The sequence below is a fragment of the Nitrosomonas sp. genome (genome assembly GCF_019635155.1).
Classification (GTDB): Bacteria; Pseudomonadota; Gammaproteobacteria; order Burkholderiales; family Nitrosomonadaceae; genus Nitrosomonas.
Genome location: NZ_JAHBZY010000019.1, coordinates 1 through 18,835, shown reverse-complemented (window position 1 = coordinate 18,835; position 18,835 = coordinate 1). Strand labels below are relative to the sequence as shown.

19 protein-coding genes are annotated in these 18,835 nt (G+C 50.1%); 8 read left to right on the top strand and 11 right to left on the bottom strand.

Features of this window, described 5'->3' with window-relative positions; genetic code table 11:
- Window positions 1-38 precede the first annotated feature (38 nt).
- The 9 genes from KF839_RS12275 to KF839_RS12235 all read right to left on the bottom strand — a co-directional run bounded on the left by KF839_RS12275 (window position 39) and on the right by KF839_RS12235 (window position 8,971).
- Window positions 39-485: a hypothetical protein gene (locus tag KF839_RS12275; protein WP_292918133.1), complete on the bottom strand. Its 447-nt coding sequence runs from the start codon at window positions 483-485 to the stop codon at window positions 39-41.
- 468 nt (window positions 486-953) lie between these two features.
- Window positions 954-1,307, bottom strand: a complete 354-nt coding sequence (locus KF839_RS12270) for a hypothetical protein (RefSeq protein ID WP_292918132.1) — start codon at window positions 1,305-1,307, stop codon at window positions 954-956.
- A 209-nt stretch (window positions 1,308-1,516) separates the two neighbouring features.
- Window positions 1,517-1,897: a YkvA family protein gene (locus KF839_RS12265; RefSeq protein ID WP_292918186.1), complete on the bottom strand. Its 381-nt coding sequence runs from the start codon at window positions 1,895-1,897 to the stop codon at window positions 1,517-1,519.
- 77 nt (window positions 1,898-1,974) lie between these two features.
- Window positions 1,975-2,184 (bottom strand): hypothetical protein, encoded by a 210-nt coding sequence (locus KF839_RS12260; RefSeq protein ID WP_292918131.1) that lies wholly within the window; start codon window positions 2,182-2,184, stop codon window positions 1,975-1,977.
- Window positions 2,181-2,753: an ATPase gene (locus tag KF839_RS12255; RefSeq protein ID WP_292918130.1), complete on the bottom strand. Its 573-nt coding sequence runs from the start codon at window positions 2,751-2,753 to the stop codon at window positions 2,181-2,183. The genes KF839_RS12260 and KF839_RS12255 overlap by 4 nt, the downstream gene beginning before the upstream one ends.
- Before the next feature lie 101 nt (window positions 2,754-2,854).
- Window positions 2,855-3,226, bottom strand: coding sequence for a hypothetical protein (locus KF839_RS12250; RefSeq protein WP_292918129.1), 372 nt, complete (start codon window positions 3,224-3,226; stop codon window positions 2,855-2,857).
- Window positions 3,227-3,426: 200 nt separating this feature from the next.
- The gene (locus KF839_RS12245) at window positions 3,427-3,636 is read right to left on the bottom strand and encodes a hypothetical protein (RefSeq protein ID WP_292918128.1); all 210 of its coding nucleotides are present in this window, start codon (window positions 3,634-3,636) and stop codon (window positions 3,427-3,429) included.
- Between the two features lie 92 nt (window positions 3,637-3,728).
- Window positions 3,729-5,201 (bottom strand): ATP-binding protein, encoded by a 1,473-nt coding sequence (locus KF839_RS12240; protein ID WP_292918127.1) that lies wholly within the window; start codon window positions 5,199-5,201, stop codon window positions 3,729-3,731.
- Between the two features lie 233 nt (window positions 5,202-5,434).
- Window positions 5,435-8,971 (bottom strand): M20/M25/M40 family metallo-hydrolase, encoded by a 3,537-nt coding sequence (locus KF839_RS12235; protein ID WP_292918126.1) that lies wholly within the window; start codon window positions 8,969-8,971, stop codon window positions 5,435-5,437.
- 154 nt (window positions 8,972-9,125) lie between these two features.
- Here KF839_RS12235 and KF839_RS12230 point away from each other — a divergent pair, with 154 nt between their 5' ends.
- The gene (locus KF839_RS12230; RefSeq protein ID WP_292918125.1) at window positions 9,126-10,217 is read left to right on the top strand and encodes a TolB family protein; all 1,092 of its coding nucleotides are present in this window, start codon (window positions 9,126-9,128) and stop codon (window positions 10,215-10,217) included.
- Window positions 10,218-10,264: 47 nt separating this feature from the next.
- Here the strand turns inward: KF839_RS12230 and KF839_RS12225 are convergent, their stop codons facing one another.
- The gene (locus tag KF839_RS12225) at window positions 10,265-11,707 is read right to left on the bottom strand and encodes a type IV pilus assembly protein FimV (protein WP_292918124.1); all 1,443 of its coding nucleotides are present in this window, start codon (window positions 11,705-11,707) and stop codon (window positions 10,265-10,267) included.
- 19 nt (window positions 11,708-11,726) lie between these two features.
- Complete coding sequence (locus KF839_RS12220) at window positions 11,727-12,173, bottom strand: DUF4124 domain-containing protein (RefSeq protein WP_292918123.1); 447 nt, start codon at window positions 12,171-12,173, stop codon at window positions 11,727-11,729.
- A gap of 170 nt (window positions 12,174-12,343) precedes the next feature.
- Here KF839_RS12220 and guaB point away from each other — a divergent pair, with 170 nt between their 5' ends.
- The 7 genes from guaB to repC all read left to right on the top strand — a co-directional run.
- Window positions 12,344-13,807, top strand: coding sequence for an IMP dehydrogenase (gene guaB, locus KF839_RS12215; RefSeq protein ID WP_292918122.1), 1,464 nt, complete (start codon window positions 12,344-12,346; stop codon window positions 13,805-13,807).
- 12 nt (window positions 13,808-13,819) lie between these two features.
- A complete protein-coding gene (gene guaA / locus KF839_RS12210) occupies window positions 13,820-15,382 on the top strand; it encodes a glutamine-hydrolyzing GMP synthase (RefSeq protein WP_292918121.1) in 1,563 nt (520 codons plus the stop codon).
- 38 nt (window positions 15,383-15,420) lie between these two features.
- The gene (locus tag KF839_RS12205) at window positions 15,421-15,597 is read left to right on the top strand and encodes a hypothetical protein (RefSeq protein ID WP_001131288.1); all 177 of its coding nucleotides are present in this window, start codon (window positions 15,421-15,423) and stop codon (window positions 15,595-15,597) included.
- An 89-nt stretch (window positions 15,598-15,686) separates the two neighbouring features.
- Window positions 15,687-16,889: a tyrosine-type recombinase/integrase gene (locus KF839_RS12200; protein ID WP_000954590.1), complete on the top strand. Its 1,203-nt coding sequence runs from the start codon at window positions 15,687-15,689 to the stop codon at window positions 16,887-16,889.
- A 147-nt stretch (window positions 16,890-17,036) separates the two neighbouring features.
- Window positions 17,037-17,258 (top strand): helix-turn-helix transcriptional regulator, encoded by a 222-nt coding sequence (locus KF839_RS12195; protein ID WP_001179606.1) that lies wholly within the window; start codon window positions 17,037-17,039, stop codon window positions 17,256-17,258.
- A 4-nt stretch (window positions 17,259-17,262) separates the two neighbouring features.
- On the top strand, window positions 17,263-18,090 hold the full coding sequence (locus tag KF839_RS12190) for a helicase RepA family protein (protein ID WP_001162384.1): 828 nt from the start codon (window positions 17,263-17,265) through the stop codon (window positions 18,088-18,090).
- Window positions 18,077-18,835, top strand: a 759-nt coding sequence (gene repC / locus KF839_RS12185) for a replication protein C, IncQ-type (RefSeq protein ID WP_292918120.1), incomplete at its 3' end; no start/stop codon positions are given. The genes KF839_RS12190 and repC, both read left to right, overlap by 14 nt.

Genomic DNA, 18,835 nt, shown 5'->3' with positions numbered 1-18,835 from the left:
ATATTCAGTTCAAATAATCCGCTGCCATTAACAGGCTGTTAAGCCAAGCTCATGTACAACCAGCGATGACTATCCTCGTCGTCTTGGAATGCAGTATTGTCGTTAGCGCAGTCGAGTTTGATATTTGCAAAATCAGCTAAAGTAAGTCTGCGTTGGACGCTTGTGAGAATAAAATTGTAAGTGCGGATGAAACTGTGACCGATGCCATTACGTGTGACCGCATGATCGGTGCCGTGTGTACCCGTCGCAGCAGCCGATTCGCTGCTGACATACTTGATATTGGAATCTTCGTTGACTCTGAGGGTATTGAGTAGAGATTTATCAGTCACATCGAAATAAACACCGTACAGTTGGTTGATTGAAAAACCATGCTGCTTGACTTCAAAGAACAGTGAACCGTCCTGCCGCTCGGTTACATCGACGCGTACTTTGGATTGTTTGTCTGCTGCGGTGTTGCCATTAACTAAAAAAGTGATGGTTGTCATGATTGTCTCCTTAATATTTCATTCAAATTTGTTTAAGTTTCATTTAATCGTTGAGCAAAGCTGCGATGGTGAAACTATAAAATAACAATCCCCCTCAATTGTTGAGACAATGTAAAGTCTTTGTAAAATGTGATGAAAGATTTCCCGAGAAATCTGCATTATTGAAATATTAGTGAAAGAGTGTGAGTTGGTGGTGGGGTTGGAGGCTTACCACCATTGCTCAAAATCCTCTTGATACAACTGAAGCGAGTTTTTTAACAAACTCGCACAGTCAGAAACTTCCGGGCATGAGCTCGATGCTGGGAGGGCGGAAATTGACTGAATTAGAAAAGCCAAGAGAAAAAAGCGGGGGAATCACATAGAGTTAACGTTTGAAGTAATCGCCGGGGTGCGAAGCGCGGAAGAAATCCCAACAACATACTGTTCCGACATCCGGTTCACTGCGGGTTAGGGGCGGGTGGAAAACTATTAACACACGCTGGCTCCCGTTATCGTTTGGTTTGCAATGTCGATTGCGAATGAACATTCATACTTTTTTCCATCCCCGGAGCGAAGGCACTGCATTTCTCCGACGGTCTTTATCATGGTTCCGTTGCCGGCACACTCGTCAGGTTTTGGGGCGACTTTCATTGCGTTGTATAAATCTCGCGCGGCAGCGCCGGACAACGTGAGGTGTAAGTGTGTGTCATTAGCTTCGGATAGTGGCGGATCAATAATGGTTTTACCCGCGATGCGGTATTGGCCGGAAAGTGATTTGTACTGCCAGGCAGCAATAGGTAAGGCAGCTAGCAGCAGGAGGATGGTAACAATGCTTCGTTTCATATTGCTCCTAAGGAAGCGCTGATTAATTGACTGCACGAGCGAATTGCTTCGTTGCGCGGTACTCACTCCCTCGCCTACCAGATTGATATGTCTCGGTTGTTGCGTTCCGTGCGCCTCGCCCTTCATCACGTTCGTTGAATTAATCAGCGCTTCCCTTATGTAAAGTTGAGGAAAACATCGCTTTTGGCGCGTCTCTCTCGAACATCATGTTAGGTGCGAACAACACTGACGACCCAACTGACAGCAACCCATGCCACGACAAGCCATAACGCTACGAAGAATGCTGCGGCGGTATAGCTGATTGGCTTGCTGGCGGCCTGTTTCGCTCGCGCCCGGGCGGACTCTAAAACCTCTGGTGGCGTAAGCCGGACAACCAAGGCCAAACCAAGCGGAATCAGCAATAGATCATCAAGGTAGCCAATGACCGGAATGAAATCTGGAATGAGGTCAATGGGACTGAGGGCATATGCAGCCACGAATACCGCCAGAGCGCGGACAAGAAGGGGCGTGCGTGGATCACGCGCAGCGAAATACACCGTGAGGATGTGCTGCTTAAGCTGCTTGGCCTGAGTCTTCAATGAAGAGAGCATGCTCATAAGCGCCTAACGTAAATTGAATAAAAACAGAATGTAATTTTTAATGAGAGCTTGCGGCAGGGTGTTTTAATTTAAAAGTTTTTGTCAGTCTCATAACTGGCAGGATTTTCCGATACCTTCGGCGCATCCTCACCGATCATCACCGGCTTGCCATCACGACAGACGACGGCGTAATGCCCCAAGCGGCGTTTCCTTTCAAGCGTCTGGGACACGGCCTTTTGCAGCGCATCCAGGATCACTTGACTTTCTTTGGAAGGCGTTGTTTTTAGTGTAATTTTCATTTGGTGATGCTTGTTAATAACTGGTGATAATATCCTTCGTGAAGAATATCACGACTGCCGCCTTTTTGTTCAAACACTAAAATGGGACTTTCACCATCATTCATGAAACAAGTGCAGCGATCAACTTTGTGGCTAAATATATTGAGCAAATTAGCTAGGCTGCGCGGGAAACGCCGCTCGATGTCGTGCAACGGAATATTATGGCCGCCATGCGCAACCCTTTCCGCGACACGCATTTCCGATATTCTGGCGCTGGGCAAAGCAAGATAGATCAACTCTACTCGCCAGCCATCACGTTGCAGCCGATCAATCAGACGCAGATAACTACGGCCTGAAAGCGTGGTTTCGAATGCAAAATTCTCGCGGCGATTGATGTTTTCTTCGATTTCGTTCAAAAAGATACGGCTTGCCGCAATCAGTTCGCGTTCCGGTGCCAGCGGGGAAAGACCCGCCGCGATCAGATCGGCATTAACAAAATGAGAACAGTCCGCCACCTTGGATAGATATTCCAGTGCGAAGGTGGTTTTGCCTCCGCCGTTGGGACCGGCAATGATCCAGCAGGTAGGCATTACACAATCTCCCTGTGATTTTTTTGTATTCGTTTAAGTTGAATGATCTTGGCTTTCATGTGGATTGTGAGGATGCGCCGTGAATGATGGATATAATTTCGTCAATCTGTGGCTTGAATGCAAGTTTCATGCAGTAATTGCGCTGCTATGTGCCGGTAGCGTGCATTTTCCAAGGCTTGCTTGAGTGCTTTGACAATGAGCCCCGGTTCTGTCAGTGGGCAATAGTGCGTAATGAACGCAGCTATTTCTACCTTTGATAGCTCCAATAATCCTTCAAAAAAACACGGACTGTTCGTGATCAGAATTTCCTCGGTATCGGTGGTAAGACCCTCGGCCATTTCTCCGTCAGTGCCGCCAGACCACAGTCGCAAGAAAAGCGTAACGTCGATGAAATTCTCGCATTTCTTGGCTTTGGCGGCGGTGTGATGGTAAATTTTCCACCATTGCTCAGCATCTTCTTGATACACCTGCATCGAATTTTTTACCAAACATTCGTAATTTGAAACTTCCGGGCATGTGCTCGATGCTGGGAGGGCAGGAATTGACTGAAATAGAAAAACCAAGAGTAAAAGGTGGTGGTATCGCATGCGGTTATTAATGTTTGAAATAACCGGTGTCGCAGTGCGTAACACGGAGGGAATCTGAAAATCGATGGGGGTCAGACTTCATTGCTCTAAAAGCCTTTACCAGCTTCATAACTGGCGGAATCTTCAGATATCTTCGGTGCATCCTCACCGATCATCACTGGTTTGCCATTCCGCCAGACTACGGCGTAATGGCCCAAGCGGCGTTTCCTTTCAAGTGCCTGGGGCACGGCTTTTTGCAGCGAATCCAGGATTACTTGGTCTTTTTTGGAAAGTGTTGTTTTTAGAATGATCTTCATTTCTTGGTATTCTTGTTAAGGAAAATTCAAGATCTGACCCCTTGTGCGAAGCATAATCTATCGAGTCTGACCCTTTGTTTTTTGTTTAATGGCTATTGTAGGATGGTGATACATCTATTTAGCAATTCTTCATTGCCTATAATTACTAGATTCAATTTCTTTCTGGCTCTTGTGATGTTTTGGAATAACATCTTGGGTAGGTCGTAGTATGCGCCACCTTTATAAATCAGATCGCCATTGTCATCGTAGGAGAAAAACTGATCAATCGTTACAGCAACGCCGTCAAATTCTTGCCCGATTACTTGATGTGATGTTCTGTTCGATACTTCCGAGTATTTCTTGTGATGTTCATTATTGTACTGTGATGGGGTGAATCGCAAAATTTCCCATCTGCTTTCATCGAGTGCGTCTAGGTAACTTTTTGCGTCTATTGTGGTGTTGAAATAATTTAATTCGATGTTGCCATTACTTGAAATGGGCAGAGATTTCTTGTTGTTGAAGAGCATTTTTATGAATGTGGCTATTTCTTTGTTTGTTCTTATCTTCTCCGATAGTTTGTATTGGGTAATTGGATTGATTGAGCCAATCTTCGCGCTAATATCGCTCTTTTTTTCCCAGTTTGCTAGCGTTTGAAGTTTGTCGTGTGAGAAGATGCAGCAGCAGTTTGCTAGCCTTGCTTTCTCGATGATAGTGTCTAGTTGTTTGGGATAGATTCTTTGAGCCTCATCGATGATAACTAAATCATAATTTGCAAGATCGTGGTTGCTGTAGTTTTTTATTGGAGTAATCACCCAGCCATTTTTTATCAACTCTGCGTGACCGTTATTTAGTAGTCCGCAGTGGATGATGAGCGGACTTTTCTTGTTGCCTATAAGATGCTTTGCGATATCGTATGTTAATAGGGTCTTTCCTGTTCCCGCGCTGCCAATGATTGAAATGAATTTCGCTGCTTTGGGTAGCTTCAGGGAATCAATGATTTGATTTCTCACATCTTCTTGCTGATGTGTTAGGAAATATTCCCCAGCTAAGAACTTTTTCGTGGAGTTGAAAGGTGAAACTAGGTAGTCAGATGGATTGAATAATGCATCCGGAACTTCCGCATCATCTATATCCTGATTGGTGAGTAATTCCGCTAAGTGGTCAACTTTGGTTTTTTCTAGTTGTTCGTCATCTCGTAGAAAGTGCAGCTCTTGGGATTCGGATATAAAAGTGAAGGCGTAAACTTTCCTTCCAATGAAGCTCAAGTAGTATTTGTTTCGTATTAGTTGCTTCTTAATTTTGTCTTCCGAGCAGTTATTCTTGAGTTCTACGTTTATAATGCACTTTCGGCCAAAACGTAGCAAGTCAAACTCTTTGCCTATCTGCGGAATTTTGTAACCCACATAAAACCTATCTAAAGCTCCTATGCTGCACCCAATGCCGCTCAGGGCTTTGGCTAGAATTCTTAGATCCTCAATTTCTGCACCTTTGATTTCTATGCCATAGTGCTTCAAGAACTCCTTGAAACTACCTTCTTTCAATGAATCTTTTGCTTGTAGTAGCGATTGGATATTTATTCGTTTCAAGATTTCTGTTTGTTTGATTCTTGTGAAGGAGGTTCGGTTAATTCGTGTGAATGAACAAGTGGCTCAATTAACAATTTACTCGATCTATCCTTGAAAGATGCGAGCACGATCGTTTCAACATGAAAAACAAGCATTTCATAGAGTAACACTCTATTATTTTTGATGGCAAGCTTCCTTTGGCTAATCGAATAATGCTCCAGCAATCGAAGCAATCCGGAATCAGCAACCATTTGCTACCGTTCCACCAGCACCGCCTCAGCTTCCATAACCGCATCATTCCTTCGATATTTCAATTCCACTTTCTCTCCCGCCTTTAACGATCGCAAAATCGCCGCATACGACGCCAAGTCGCTAACCGGTTGCCCGGCCAGTTGAATCAAAATGTCGCCTTGTTGCAGTCCTGCTTGTTGTGCCGGGGAGCCGGGGAGGGTGTTGTCGATGCGCACGCCTTCGCCTTGATAGGAGAAATCAGGCACCGTGCCTAGACTGGCTGTGCGTTTTTCTTTAGGGAAATCCTGATTAATTGACTGCACGAGCGAATCACTTCGTTGCGCGGTACTCGCATCCTTGCCTATCTTGTTGATATGTCTTGGTTGCTGCGTTCCGTGCGCCTCGTGCTTCCTCTCGTTCGCCGAATTACTCAGCATTTCCCTCGGTTCGGTGGATTCGGCGGACGCTGCCGATAGTGTGACCGTGAGCGGTTCGATGCGGTTGGCGAGGTATTCGCTGGCTTCCTTCAGGATCGCGGCGACTTTGACCAATCCGGCGGAGTCGATTTTATCGACGGTGTCGCCGGGAGCGTGGTAGTCCTCGTGCGCGCTGGCGAAGAATTGCACCGCCGGAATGCCAGCTTGGATGAACGCCGCTTGGTCGCTGGAGCCGAAGTCGTCTTGCACGGGGTTGACCGGAATGCCGGTGACGAAGCTCGCGCCGCGGAAGATGTGCACCAGCTCACGCGCAGTGCCGGTGCCGAATACCGTAACGGGATTGTTTTCCAGCCGCCCGACGGTGTCCAGATTCAACATCGCGATGATTTTATCGACCGGGAATTTTTCGCTGCTGCGGACATAATGTTTGGAGCCGAGCAGGTTGGCTTCTTCGCCAGTGAATGCGACGAAGATGACGGTGCGCTCCGGTTGCCATTTCGGCACGATCTGGCGCGCGAGTTCCAGCATCACCGCGATGCCGCTGGCGTTGTCGTCCGCGCCGTGATGGATTTTGCCTTGATGCGCGGCGCGCACGTCGGGCCAGCCAGTGCCGAGGTGATCGTAATGCGCGCCGATTACTAAGCTTTGCCCGGCGAGTTGCGGGTTGGTGCCGGGCAGAATGCCGACGACGTTACGCAAGGTGATGTTGCCTTTCGGCAGACCGACATCCTGTTGCCAGGTCTGGAAAAAACTGCCGCTATCACTGCCCGGCAGCAGGCCGATTTGCTGGAACTGCTTGGCGATGTAAGTCGCGGCTTCGTCCAGTTCCGGCGTGCCGAGTTCGCGGCCTTTGTACGATTCATGCGCCAGGTGATGAATATCCGCCATCATGCGGCTTTCGGAAAATACCGGCGGCAGTTCCGCCAATGCCCGGCGCGGCTTGGTGATGCCGGCATGCGCCGCGTGTGCGGCGTCGACCTTAAATCCGTCTTTTTGCGCTACCGGCTGCGACAGCGGTGACTGCAAAATCGGCCATTGGCCTTTGTCGATATTGGTCAGCTCATCGCCTTTGAACACCAAATAGCTGTATTTGCGGTAGTGCGGCAGTTTGATGGCGAGTTCGGTGACTGCTTGCGGCGTGTCGGCGGCGACCCACAGCAAAGTTTTATCGGGATTGGCGGATTGCCGCGCGCTTAACACGATCGCATGACCATTTTGCGGGTAGCGTTTATGATTGAGCTGCAATTGGCCGGATTGATACGAGACATCGCGCTCGGCAAGGTTTTTTAAAACATTGTTCGCAAACCGGTTTTGCCAACCGAGAATCCAGACGGTACGATTATCGGGGAGCGTTTTCAATTGATCGTCGGTGACGATTTCCAGCGGACTTGCCTGGGTTTTCTGCCAATTGGCCGCGAGTGTGCGGTAAGCTTCCAGCATAGTTTTCTGCTCCCGTGCCGGTAAGATCAGCAGCGGTTTTTCCGCGCCGAATCCTTGCGACAATGCCGAGGGAATTTCGCGGCTATCCAGGCGGCGGAACACGTCGAAATGCGGATCGAGGTCGATGCGCACCGGGCGGCTGGCGAATTCCAACTCGAACGTTTGTTTTTTCTGTTCGAGAATGATGTGCGATTCGACGGCCATATCTTCACCGCGCAATGTAATGGCTAATGGCATTTGCAAGCGATACGGTTCACCCGCTTGGGTTTGCTCGACGGTCAGTGTGAGCTTATAGCCATCGTCGTGCGGTTCGGTTTCGGCGCTGCGCAGCACCAGATCCGGCGCGCCGGCGCGATGCACCCATTGCTCGAATTGCTGTGACAAATCCTTGCCGGCGACGGTGTTGAACGTGGTGAGCAAGTCGGCAAACGTCGCTTGTTGGAATTTGAATTGCTGATAGAAGCGCCGCAGCACTTTGGTGAAGGCATCGTTACCCAATTCCAGCCGCAGCATATGGAAGAACATCATAGTCTTGCCGTAACCGATTGCTTCCGAGCTGGCGCTATGACGTGACACGAAGCGAATGATCGGGAAATCTTTTTCGTGATTGACGAAATCCGCGTATTTTTGCAGTACGTCGCGGCGGTATTCTTCGCCTTTGCCACGTTGTTCGTTGATCAGATGATCGGCCAGGTAAGCGGTTAAGCCTTCAGCCCAATTGCCTTTGGCGTAATCGACGAAAACACCGTTTCCCCAGTAATTATGCAGAATTTCGTGCGGATACGACGAATGCAAAATGAACGGCAGACGGATCACCTTGGAGCCGAGCAGTGTGAACGATGGCATACCGTAGCCGCTTTCCCAGAAATTCTCGACCAACGCGAACTTGCTGTAAGGGTAAGGGCCGATCAGCTTGTTGTACATCGCGATGTATTGCGCGGTGGCGTCCAGATACCTCTGCGCCAGCGGTTGATCGGCGCTCCGTAGATACACCATCGCGTTCACCGCGCCGGCGGATTGCGCATACCGGTGGAATTTTGCCGCAATCAAGTAGATATCGTCCTGCGGCTGTTTTTCCTCCCAAACGATGTGTTGCGCTTCACTGGTGCTGTTTTCGCGCACGAGCGATCCCTGACTCACCACATCCCAGTCGGAAGGCACCTGAATATCCAACTGGAACGACACTAAAGCATCGCCGAAATGCGGATACCATGCGCTGGCGCTTGCCAAAAACACACCTTCCGGCGAAATAACGCCTGGCGTTGAACCGAAACTGCGCGAATATTCCTGCCCCGGACCCTGCACTGCATGATGGATCTGACCGCCGTATTGCAACGTGAATGCTTTCTGGCCGGGTGGCAGCGTGATCGCGTATTGCCGCACCGAAATCGGCCGGGATTTCAGTGCAATCTCATCGCCATCCGCTTCGAGTGTCGCATCCTGCACATCAGTGATCGCTAGTGCGGCATGTAAATAAAACTTCAGTTTCACCGGCTCGCCGACATTATGCAAATGTTCCGGGATTTGAATCCGATCCTTGACGCGGATCTCGGAGGACTCCGGCAACAACTGGATTTGCATGGTGTGGTGGAAAATGGAATTGCCGGCGGAGGCGATACGGATACCGAATAATATGATGAAAAACAAAAAAAGCGTTGTAGTTAGTTTTAAGGATAGTTGCATTCTTTTTGTAATCCAGGGGAAAGATTGATTATCGAGTCGCTGCATCGAAACAATATTTATCGTAGTCTGTACACTATCATAGCGTATGTTTACTTTTCTTTTACGGGTGTGTTTAAATGCGTTACATCATTTGAACAACACCCTTTTGAATTCTATGAAACAACATAATTTTACAGCTTATGCGTTAAGCGGTCTGTTGATGCCGTGGATATTTTTCTCCGCTGCTTCAGTGAATGCCAGCGACTTCATTACGGATGAGCAGCAGCTTTCCGTCAAGGAAAAACGCGCCGGTGAAGCGTATTACCGTGCGGATTCGAAGTGGATGATTTATCAGGCGGAAGTGACGGATGACAATCCGTTTTATCAGATCTTTCTGAAGAATATCGATAGCGGGGCGGTGACGCAGGTATCGCCGGGCAGCGGCAAGACCACGTGTGCGTGGGTACACCCCGCCCAGGAGAAAGTACTGTTCTCGTCGACGCACGACGATGCGCAAGCCAAAGCCAAAATGAACGAAGAAATCGAGCGCCGTAAGGCCGGTGAGCAGAAGTCGTATGCATGGGATTACGATGAGTATTACGATATTTATGAAACCGATTTCGATGGCAAAAACATGCGGAATCTGACCAATACACTGGGTTACGATGCTGAAGCATCTTGGTCGCCGGACGGGAAATTGATCGCGTTTGCTTCCAATCGCCGCGCGTATAGCGGCGAATTATCCGAAGAAGAACAAGCGTTTTTCAAAGCCAATCCGGCATCGATGATCGATATTTACATCATGAACGCGGACGGTTCCAACGTGAAGCGTTTGACGCATACTAAAAGCTATGATGGTGGCCCTTTCTTCAGTCCCGACGGTAAACGCATCGTGTGGCGGCGTTTCTCGGACAATGGCCGTGAAGCGGAGATTTTTACGATGAACATCGACGGCAGCGATCAGAAGCAGATTACCCGCTTGAATGCGATGTCCTGGGCGCCGTTTTATCATCCATCCGGCAAATACATCATTTTCGCCACCAATTTGCATGGTCACCGCAATTTTGAACTGTATATCGTTGATGTCGACGGTTTGAAAGAACCGGTGCGCGTGACCGACAAAGATGGTTTCGACGGATTGCCGGTTTTTACGCCGGATGGTAATTACATCACCTGGACTAGCGATCGTACACCCGGTAAGAAAGGGTTATTATTTCACGGCAAATGGAATCATCAGAAAGCGCTGGAAAGCCTTTCATTGAAATGACGTAGGATTCCTTGGATATTTCCGGTGCGATTCCAAGCACCGGTTCATCATTCGGCAGCCGATGCACCCGGGAAAAATTTTTCTTTTCGTTTCTGCTCGTTAAAATAAAGCGTTTCGTTGGGTTCGAGACGGTGACCCAAATCCTGAATCTGCGCCCAGATATCGGGAGATAGGTTGAGCCTTTTGAAGCGGCGGGCGTTTTTCTTGAAATCGCGTTTGTTATTGGTTTTGTAGAGCAATTCAAACAACAGCAACCATCCCGGAATATTTCGCTGACTGGTCGCTAATTGTTTCTGCAAGGCTTGTATGGCTTCATCGGTTTTATCCTGTTCGATTAAGGTGCGTGTTTGCGCTATGGCTTGATCGTCAACAGTCGGTGGATGATCCAGTGTTTCCGGTTCATTTTTGTCTTGATGCAGAAAAAGCGCTTCATAACGCCGACGTTCATCGGTGTCGAGGATTGTGACAATATCGGAGGCATGCGCGTGCCTATCTCGAATCTTACGATAGCTTCGCAGCATGACCAGAACGATCAGAATTGTCAGCAGAATTCCAATGAGTAAAATGTTGTCCGGGGTGATCAGATCCAGGGAAGTATCCGTGGTTTCATCAAACGTGTTGATATTCGCTACTTGAGGGGTGATATCAGCTTGCGGAGAAGCTAAGATCTCTTCGTGCGAAACGTGTTCTTGTTGATATGTTTCGGGTGTTGCGATGGATTCTGTTGCGAGCGGTAGTTCCTCAGGTCGCGACTCAACTTCAGTGTGTGTCGTAGGTGGACCGGGTTCTTCGAGTGGTTGTGCAGTTTCTTTGGTAACCGTGATCGTCTCCGGCATGGGTTCAGAGTTTCCGGTTTGCGTAGTCACCGGATCGTCGGCTGTCTGCGGGTGGCTGGTGTGCGGGGTTTTCGCTTCCAGCAGTGTTTGGAATTCATTCAGCCGGGCTTCCAGCGACCCTATGTGCTGGATTAATGTGCCCAGTTCCTGTGACTCCGTTTCGGCTTCATGATCGAGCTGCGCAATCAATTGTGTTAACTGAAGATCGTTGCCAGTTTTCACAACTTTTACCGGTGATGTGCTCTGCGGCTGGTTTTTGGGTGGTTTTTTTACGGTGGATGATTTACGCGGTGAGGTTGCTGTTTTTGCATGAGCGCCAATGGTTCTTAAATCGGGAAAATGAATGACGGTGCCGGCAGCCAGTGGCTGGTAACGACCATCCGGGAAATGTTGCGGATTGGAGCGGATGATGGCGCGAATCAGATTGTTCCGTGCAGCAGGGGTTTTAGGATAAATCAGCCGGGCGGTTTCACGAATATCTTCACCGGGCAGGATTTGCCATACCATTCCCGGCCTAGTCGGGTTTTGTGTGGAAGATTTTCCTGCATGAGGTGCGATGCGATTACTGCCGGAATCGGAAAGTGTTGCTTCAGCACAAAAGCTCGCAAATAAAAAGAAAGCGGCAAATAGTAATCTGCCGATGGAAACAGTCATCTAGTCAGTTATTACAGGGTTATCTACAATACTTTGTGATTGCTTTATTGGTATCGTCAATTTTTCTTTGTCTTAAATCATCATCGACATAAACGATACCACCGGCGCCATCGGGAACCGTTAAACGGGGAGAATCCGTGTACATACGCAGTTGAGTTTGGGCTTCAATGCACTTTTTCTTGTCTTCTGCGGATTTGGCGTGCTGTTTAGCTTCTTCTTCCCGTCGCTCCTGACGGCGTTTATCAAACTCTTCTCTCTCATCGGATATATTTCTTGATTGATTATGACCGCCAGCAGCCGGTGAAGATTGGATGTTCAATCGTTTACCTTCCGCCGTTACGTCTGGCGGCGGCGGTCGATCAGTATATTGCGTCTTGCCGTACTCATCGACCCATTTGTAAATCTGCGCATTGGCAGCCGAAGCATTTAACAATATTATAAATCCTATCCACGCGAAAACTTTCATTGCATACTCCAAAAATGAATCATCCGGGTACTTCGGTATCGCATTTATGCAACTTAAAGATTTTGCACATTTAATCATAATCTACGGAAATATGCTGTATTCTTAATGGATTTGGCACGAAATTCGCTGTCGAATTTGGCTATAATGTCACTTTGCCAAGGATTGTTATCATGCAATTGATTCAAAAAGCACTCACCTTTGATGATGTTCTGTTGATTCCAGCCCATTCAGCGGTCTTGCCGCGCGATGTCAGCTTGGCAACGCAATTGACCCGCACCATTACGCTGAATATTCCCCTAGTATCCGCAGCAATGGATACCGTCACCGAAGCGCCGCTGGCGATTGCACTGGCGCAGGAAGGCGGTATTGGCATCATTCATAAAAACATGTCGATTGAAGCGCAAGCTTCGCATGTGGCGCAAGTTAAACGATTCGAAAGTGGTGTCGTGAAGGATCCGATCACGATTCAGCAAAACATGACGGTCCGTGAAGTGTTGGAATTGATACGGCGGCACAAAATCTCGGGATTGCCGGTGGTGAATGGAAACAAGGTTGTCGGCATCGTTACTAACCGCGATTTGCGCTTTGAAACCAATTTGGATCAAGTAATTAAGCATATCATGACGCCCAAGAAACGGTTGGTCACGGTCAAGGAGGATACGCCGCGCCATGAGGTGCTGGCATTGTTGCATAAACATCGACTGGAGCGGGTATTAGTGGTCAATGATCAATTTGAATTATGCGGGTTGATCACGGTTAAAGACATCATTAAAACATCGGAATACCCGCTTGCCTGTAAGGATGAGCAAGAACAACTGTGCGTTGGTGCGGCGGTCGGTGTCGGCGAAGGCAGTGAAGAGCGCGCACTGGCATTGGCGGAGGCTGGCGTTGATGTGATTGTGGTCGATACGGCGCACGGTCATTCGCAGAGCGTATTGGATCGCGTTGCCTGGGTTAAAAAGAATTTGCCGTCGATACAAGTGATCGGTGGCAATGTTGCCACGGCCGCCGCTGCCAGAGCTTTGGTCGACCATGGTGCGGATGCGGTGAAAGTCGGGATCGGTCCCGGTTCAATCTGCACTACGCGTATTGTGGCGGGCGTCGGTATCCCTCAGATTACCGCCATTCACGACGTTTCCGAAGCATTAAAGGGATGCGGTGTGCCGATGATTGCCGACGGTGGTATCCGTTACTCCGGTGATATCGCCAAAGCATTGGCGGCAGGAGCCAATTCGGTGATGCTCGGCGGTTTGTTTGCCGGAACGACCGAGGCGCCGGGCGAGATCGAATTGTTTCAAGGACGCTCGTATAAAAGCTATCGCGGCATGGGCTCCTTGTCGGCGATGCAGCAAGGTTCGAGCGATCGTTATTTTCAGGACAAAGAGCAAAAGAACAACGACAAGCTGGTTCCTGAAGGCGTCGAAGGCCGGGTGCCATTTAAAGGCAACATGTCGGCAATCATTCATCAATTGATGGGGGGCGTGCGTTCCAGCATGGGGTATCTTGGCTGCGAATCGATTGCAGCGATGCACGAACGCGCTGAATTTGTCGAAATCACTTCCGCCGGTATTCGCGAATCGCATGTGCATGATGTGCAGATTACCAAAGAAGCACCGAATTATCATGTCAAATAACTAGTTACCCGCATGCATCAGAAAATCCTGATTCTGGACTTCGGATCCCAGTATACGCAATTGATTGCCCGCCGTGTTCGCGAAACCAATGTGTATTGCGAACTGCATCCTTATGATACCGCTTCTGAATTTATCAAAGCTTTTGCGCCACAAGGCATTATTTTATCCGGTGGCCCCGCTTCCGTGATCGAAGATGAAACACCGCGTGCGCCGCCAATCGTTTTTGAGTTGGGTGTGCCGGTGCTGGGTATTTGTTACGGTATGCAAACAATGGCTGCGCAGTTAGGCGGTACGGTCGAGAATGCTGTAGTGCGTGAATTCGGCTATGCCGAGCTGCAAACGACGCAACAGGGAGCGTTATTCAACGATATGAAAGACCGCACGAACCAGGATGGCGAGAACATTCTGGACGTGTGGATGAGCCATGGCGATGCGGTGGTTTCACTGCCCGATGGATTTGAAGTTATGGCGTTTAACGCTGCTACGCCGATTGCAGCAATGGCGGATGATCATCGCCGGTTTTACGGTATCCAGTTCCATCCTGAAGTAACGCATACGCTGCAAGGCAAGGCGATGATCGATCGTTTCGTGCATGATATCTGTAATTTGGGGCGCGACTGGAATATGCCGGATTATGTCGAGGAAGCCATCGGCAAGATTCGCGCTACCGTTGGCAACGACCAGGTGATTTTGGGGTTATCCGGCGGCGTTGATTCATCGGTTACGGCCGCATTGATTCATCGTGCCATCGGCGATCAATTGACATGTGTTTTCGTCGATAATGGCCTATTGCGAGCCAACGAAGCGAAGCAAGTTATGGAGACTTTTGCGAGCAATCTTGCGGTTAAAGTCATTCATGTCGATGCGAGTTATGATTTTTTTCTGAATCTTAAGGGTGTTACCGATCCGGAAATGAAGCGCAAGATTATCGGGCGGGAATTTGTTGAGATATTTCAACGAGAATCGGAAAAAATCAGCGATGCGAAGTGGCTCGCGCAAGGTACGATCTATCCCGATGTGATCGAATCCGCCGGCGGGAAAACCAAAAAGGCGCAATCTATCAAGTCGCACCATAACGTCGGCGGATTGCCGGAAACACTGCATCTTAAATTACTCGAACCGTTGCGTGAATTATTCAAAGATGAAGTACGCGAACTGGGATTGGTGCTTGGCTTGCCGCGCGAAATGGTGTTTCGTCATCCGTTCCCCGGACCTGGCTTGGGCGTGCGTATTCTAGGTGAAGTGAAATATGAATATGCTGAATTATTGCGCCAGGCGGATCAAATCTTTATCGAAGAATTGCAGCATTCCGGCTGGTATGAAAAAACCTCGCAAGCTTTTGCCGTCTTTCTGCCGGTCAAATCGGTGGGTGTAATGGGGGATGGGCGCACCTATGAATATGTCATCGCTTTGAGGGCGGTGCAAACGCAGGATTTCATGACCGCTAACTGGGCCGAGCTGCCGTATTCGCTACTCAGCAAAGTTTCTAATCGCATTATCAACGAAATTCGCGGCATCAATCGCGTGGTTTACGATATTTCCGGTAAACCACCGGCGACAATTGAGTGGGAATGATTCCGCGTCTGGCACAGCCAGGCACCTGATGGCATGAAATGCCGCTAAGCCCGCGTAATTGCGGGCTTTTTTTTGTTTGTGTTTGGCACGATCTGGCAACGGGAGGAAGCGCCAAGCACCGTTTGAGCATGGCATTAAAGCTGGTATTATGGTTTGGCGATGCCATGATTGATGCCGATACCATGCTGCGTTCTTTTGTGTGTTCATGGTATTAATATTCTATAAGTTACTGTTTCGTAAGAAAAAATACGATAAATTCGAGATTTTTTCAGCATGGTATCGGAGACGAAGAAGGACAAGGTACATGCTGACCGATACCAAGCTGCGCAATCTCAAGCCCAGGGACAAACTCTACAAAGTGAATGACCGGGAAGGTCTCTATGTGGCAGTGACTCCAGCCGGCTCCATCTCGTTCCGTTACAACTACTCAATCAACGGTCGGCAGGAGACCATCACCTTTGGGCGTTATGGTGTCGGTGGCATCACCCTGGCCGAAGCCCGCGAGCTGTTGGGTGACGCCAAGAAGATGGTTGCGGCGGGCAAGTCGCCGGCCAAGGAGAAAGCCCGAGACAAGGCGCGGGTGAAAGATGCAGAGACGTTCGGTGCCTGGGCGGAGAAGTGGCTGCGTGGCTACCAGATGGCCGACTCCACCCGCGATATGCGCCGCTCGGTTTATGAGCGTGAGCTGAAGCCGAAATTCAGCAATCAGAAGCTGGTGGAGATCACCCACGAAGACTTGCGGGCGCTGGCTGATGCCATTGTTGAGCGAGGCGCACCGGCCACCGCCGTTCATGTGCGTGAAATCGTGTTGCAGGTATTTCGCTGGGCCATCGAGCGTGGGCAGAAGGTCGAAAACCCGGCAGAACTGGTGCGCCCAACAAGCATCGCTCGATTCGAGCCACGTGACCGAGCGTTGACGCCAGAAGAAATTGGGCTGATGTACCAGTACATGGAGCGAGTGGGCACAAGCCCAACAAACCGTGCGGCGGCCAAGCTGTTATTGCTGACGATGGTGCGCAAGAGCGAGCTGACCAATGCGACCTGGAGCGAGATCAATTTCAGCGAAGCGTTGTGGACGATTCCAAAGGAGCGGATGAAACGCCGTAACCCGCACCTGGTATTTCTGTCCCAGCAGGCTCTGGATATTTTCATTGCCATGAAAACCTTTGCCGGTGGTTCCGACTTCGTTTTGCCATCACGGTACGACTCGGATGCGCCGATGAGCGCTGCCACACTTAACCAGGTGCTGACGCTGACTTACAAGGCGGCGCAGAAAGATGGGAAGTCACTTACCAAGTTCGGACCGCATGATTTGCGGCGCACAGCCAGCACGCTGTTGCATGAGGCCGGCTACAACACCGACTGGATCGAGAAGTGCCTGGCGCACGAGCAGAAGGGCGTGAGGGCTGTCTACAACAAGGCTGAGTACCGCGAGCAGCGGGCGGCGATGTTGCAGGATTGGGCCGATATGATTGATGAGTGGACTTCGGGAGGCAGTAAGGGTTGATGTTTTTGCTATCTTTGATAGCATTGAAGTTGATGCCGTGAATTTATAAATAAGGCCGCCATTGGCATCGGGCAGGTCAATTACCGATTAGCTGCTTCGCGCAGCTACTCGATGAATAGCAACTATTCATTTGAGAGGTATTGACCCATGCAAAATATAAAGACCCTCATCAACAGGAAGAAGCTCCTGGAGATGATCCCGCTTTCGACACGAACAATTTATAACCTGGAGCAGCGAGGGGATTTTCCACGCCGTATCGCGTTAACCAGTAGAAATGTCGCCTGGGATTTGTCAGAGGTCGAAGAGTGGATTGAGGCACGTAAATCATCGGGTGATCAAGCTGCGCGACCTGGCCCTATAGAGGGCTAGTTATATGGCTCTTGATCTTATGGCGGCTTTCACGGAATTGCCGCCACCCATTGATTATGTTCTGCCTAATATGGTTGCTGGCACTGTTGGTGCTCTTGTGTCGCCTGGTGGGGCTGGTAAATCCATGTTGGCCCTTCAATTGGCTGCACAGATTGCAGGCGGGCCTGATTTACTTGAAATAGGCGAGTTTCCCACCGGGCAAGTGGTCTATCTGCCTGCTGAAGATCCACCGGCCGCTATTCACCATCGTCTGCACGCCCTTGGGGCACACCTCAGCGCAGCGGAACGGCAAGCCGTGGCTGATGGTTTGCTCATTGAACCCTTGATCGGTAAATGCCCAAACATCATGGCTGCTAGCTGGTTCGATGCTCTCAAACGAGCCGCTGAAGGTCGTCGCTTGATGATCTTGGACACTTTGCGGCGCTTCCACATTGAGGAGGAGAACGCTAGCGGGCCGATGGCGCAGGTTGTTGGGCACATGGAGGCCATAGCCGCTGATACAGGCTGCTCCATTGTGTTTCTGCACCACGCGAGTAAAAGCGCAGCCATGATGGGGTCGGGCGATCAACAGCAGGCCAGTCGTGGATCGTCCGTACTGGTTGATAACATCCGTTGGCAATCGTACCTATCCGGCATGACGCAAGGCGAGGCCGAGATACTGGGGGTCGATGATTGTCAGCGTGGGTATTTTGTCCGCTTTGGCGTCAGCAAGGCCAACTATGGCGCACCTTTTCAAGAACTCTGGTTTAGACGGCACGACGGCGGCGTGTTGAAGCCTGCTGTACTGGAGCGGCAGTGCAAGGTGAAAAGGAGACAGCGTGAAGAAGCCTAAGCATGACCTGACCCACGTCCGACATGATCCCGCGCACTGTTTGGCACCTGGCCTGTTCCGCAGCCTCAAGCGTGGCGATCGCAAACGCTGCAAGCTGGACGTGACCTACACCTTTGGCGAGGACGAATCCATGCGTTTCGTCGGATTCGAACCTCTCGGGGCCGATGATATGCGTCTTTTGCAAGGCATCGTGGCCCTTGGCGGCCCGAACGGCATCTTGCTAACCCCGGAACCGACCAGTGAGACGGGGCGACAGCTACGGCTATTCCTTGAACCCCGTTTCGAAGCCATTGAGCAAGACGGCTTGGTGGTTCGTGAGAGCCTGACCAAACTGCTCTCAGAAACGGGCATGACGGATAGCGGCGACAACATCAAGGCGCTCAAAGCCAGCCTGCTGCGCATGTCGAACGTCACCATCCTTGTGACGAAGGGACGGCGGCAAGCCGCGTTCCACCTGATGAGTCATGCTTTTGACGAGACGGACGGCAGGCTATGGGTTGCCCTGAATCCGCGTATTGCCGAAGCGATCCTGGGGCATCGTCCATATGCCCGTATCGACATGGCGGAAGTGCGGGTGCTACAGACTGATCCGGCACGGCTGATGCACCAACGGCTATGCGGCTGGATCGACCCCGGCAAATCCGGGCGCGTGGAACTGGACACGCTTTGCGGCTATGTCTGGCCAGATGAAGCCAATGCCGAAGCTATGAAAAAACGCCGTCAGACTGCCCGGAAGGCACTGGCC

Excerpts from the sequence above, each read along its gene's own strand:
- guaB (WP_292918122.1), top strand. The coding sequence starts at position 12,344 with ATGCAATTGATTCAAAAAGCACTCACCTTTGATGATGTTCTGTTGATT.
- KF839_RS12265 (WP_292918186.1), bottom strand. The coding sequence starts at position 1,897 with ATGCTCTCTTCATTGAAGACTCAGGCCAAGCAGCTTAAGCAGCACATC.
- KF839_RS12220 (WP_292918123.1), bottom strand. The coding sequence starts at position 12,173 with ATGAAAGTTTTCGCGTGGATAGGATTTATAATATTGTTAAATGCTTCG.
- KF839_RS12260 (WP_292918131.1), bottom strand. The coding sequence starts at position 2,184 with ATGAAAATTACACTAAAAACAACGCCTTCCAAAGAAAGTCAAGTGATC.
- KF839_RS12250 (WP_292918129.1), bottom strand. The coding sequence starts at position 3,226 with ATGCAGGTGTATCAAGAAGATGCTGAGCAATGGTGGAAAATTTACCAT.
- KF839_RS12190 (WP_001162384.1), top strand. The coding sequence starts at position 17,263 with ATGGCTCTTGATCTTATGGCGGCTTTCACGGAATTGCCGCCACCCATT.
- KF839_RS12195 (WP_001179606.1), top strand. The coding sequence starts at position 17,037 with ATGCAAAATATAAAGACCCTCATCAACAGGAAGAAGCTCCTGGAGATG.
- KF839_RS12200 (WP_000954590.1), top strand. The coding sequence starts at position 15,687 with ATGCTGACCGATACCAAGCTGCGCAATCTCAAGCCCAGGGACAAACTC.
- KF839_RS12270 (WP_292918132.1), bottom strand. The coding sequence starts at position 1,307 with ATGAAACGAAGCATTGTTACCATCCTCCTGCTGCTAGCTGCCTTACCT.
- KF839_RS12225 (WP_292918124.1), bottom strand. The coding sequence starts at position 11,707 with ATGACTGTTTCCATCGGCAGATTACTATTTGCCGCTTTCTTTTTATTT.
- KF839_RS12205 (WP_001131288.1), top strand. The coding sequence starts at position 15,421 with ATGCCGCTAAGCCCGCGTAATTGCGGGCTTTTTTTTGTTTGTGTTTGG.
- KF839_RS12235 (WP_292918126.1), bottom strand. The coding sequence starts at position 8,971 with ATGCAACTATCCTTAAAACTAACTACAACGCTTTTTTTGTTTTTCATC.
- guaA (WP_292918121.1), top strand. The coding sequence starts at position 13,820 with ATGCATCAGAAAATCCTGATTCTGGACTTCGGATCCCAGTATACGCAA.
- KF839_RS12230 (WP_292918125.1), top strand. The coding sequence starts at position 9,126 with ATGAAACAACATAATTTTACAGCTTATGCGTTAAGCGGTCTGTTGATG.
- KF839_RS12275 (WP_292918133.1), bottom strand. The coding sequence starts at position 485 with ATGACAACCATCACTTTTTTAGTTAATGGCAACACCGCAGCAGACAAA.
- KF839_RS12245 (WP_292918128.1), bottom strand. The coding sequence starts at position 3,636 with ATGAAGATCATTCTAAAAACAACACTTTCCAAAAAAGACCAAGTAATC.
- KF839_RS12255 (WP_292918130.1), bottom strand. The coding sequence starts at position 2,753 with ATGCCTACCTGCTGGATCATTGCCGGTCCCAACGGCGGAGGCAAAACC.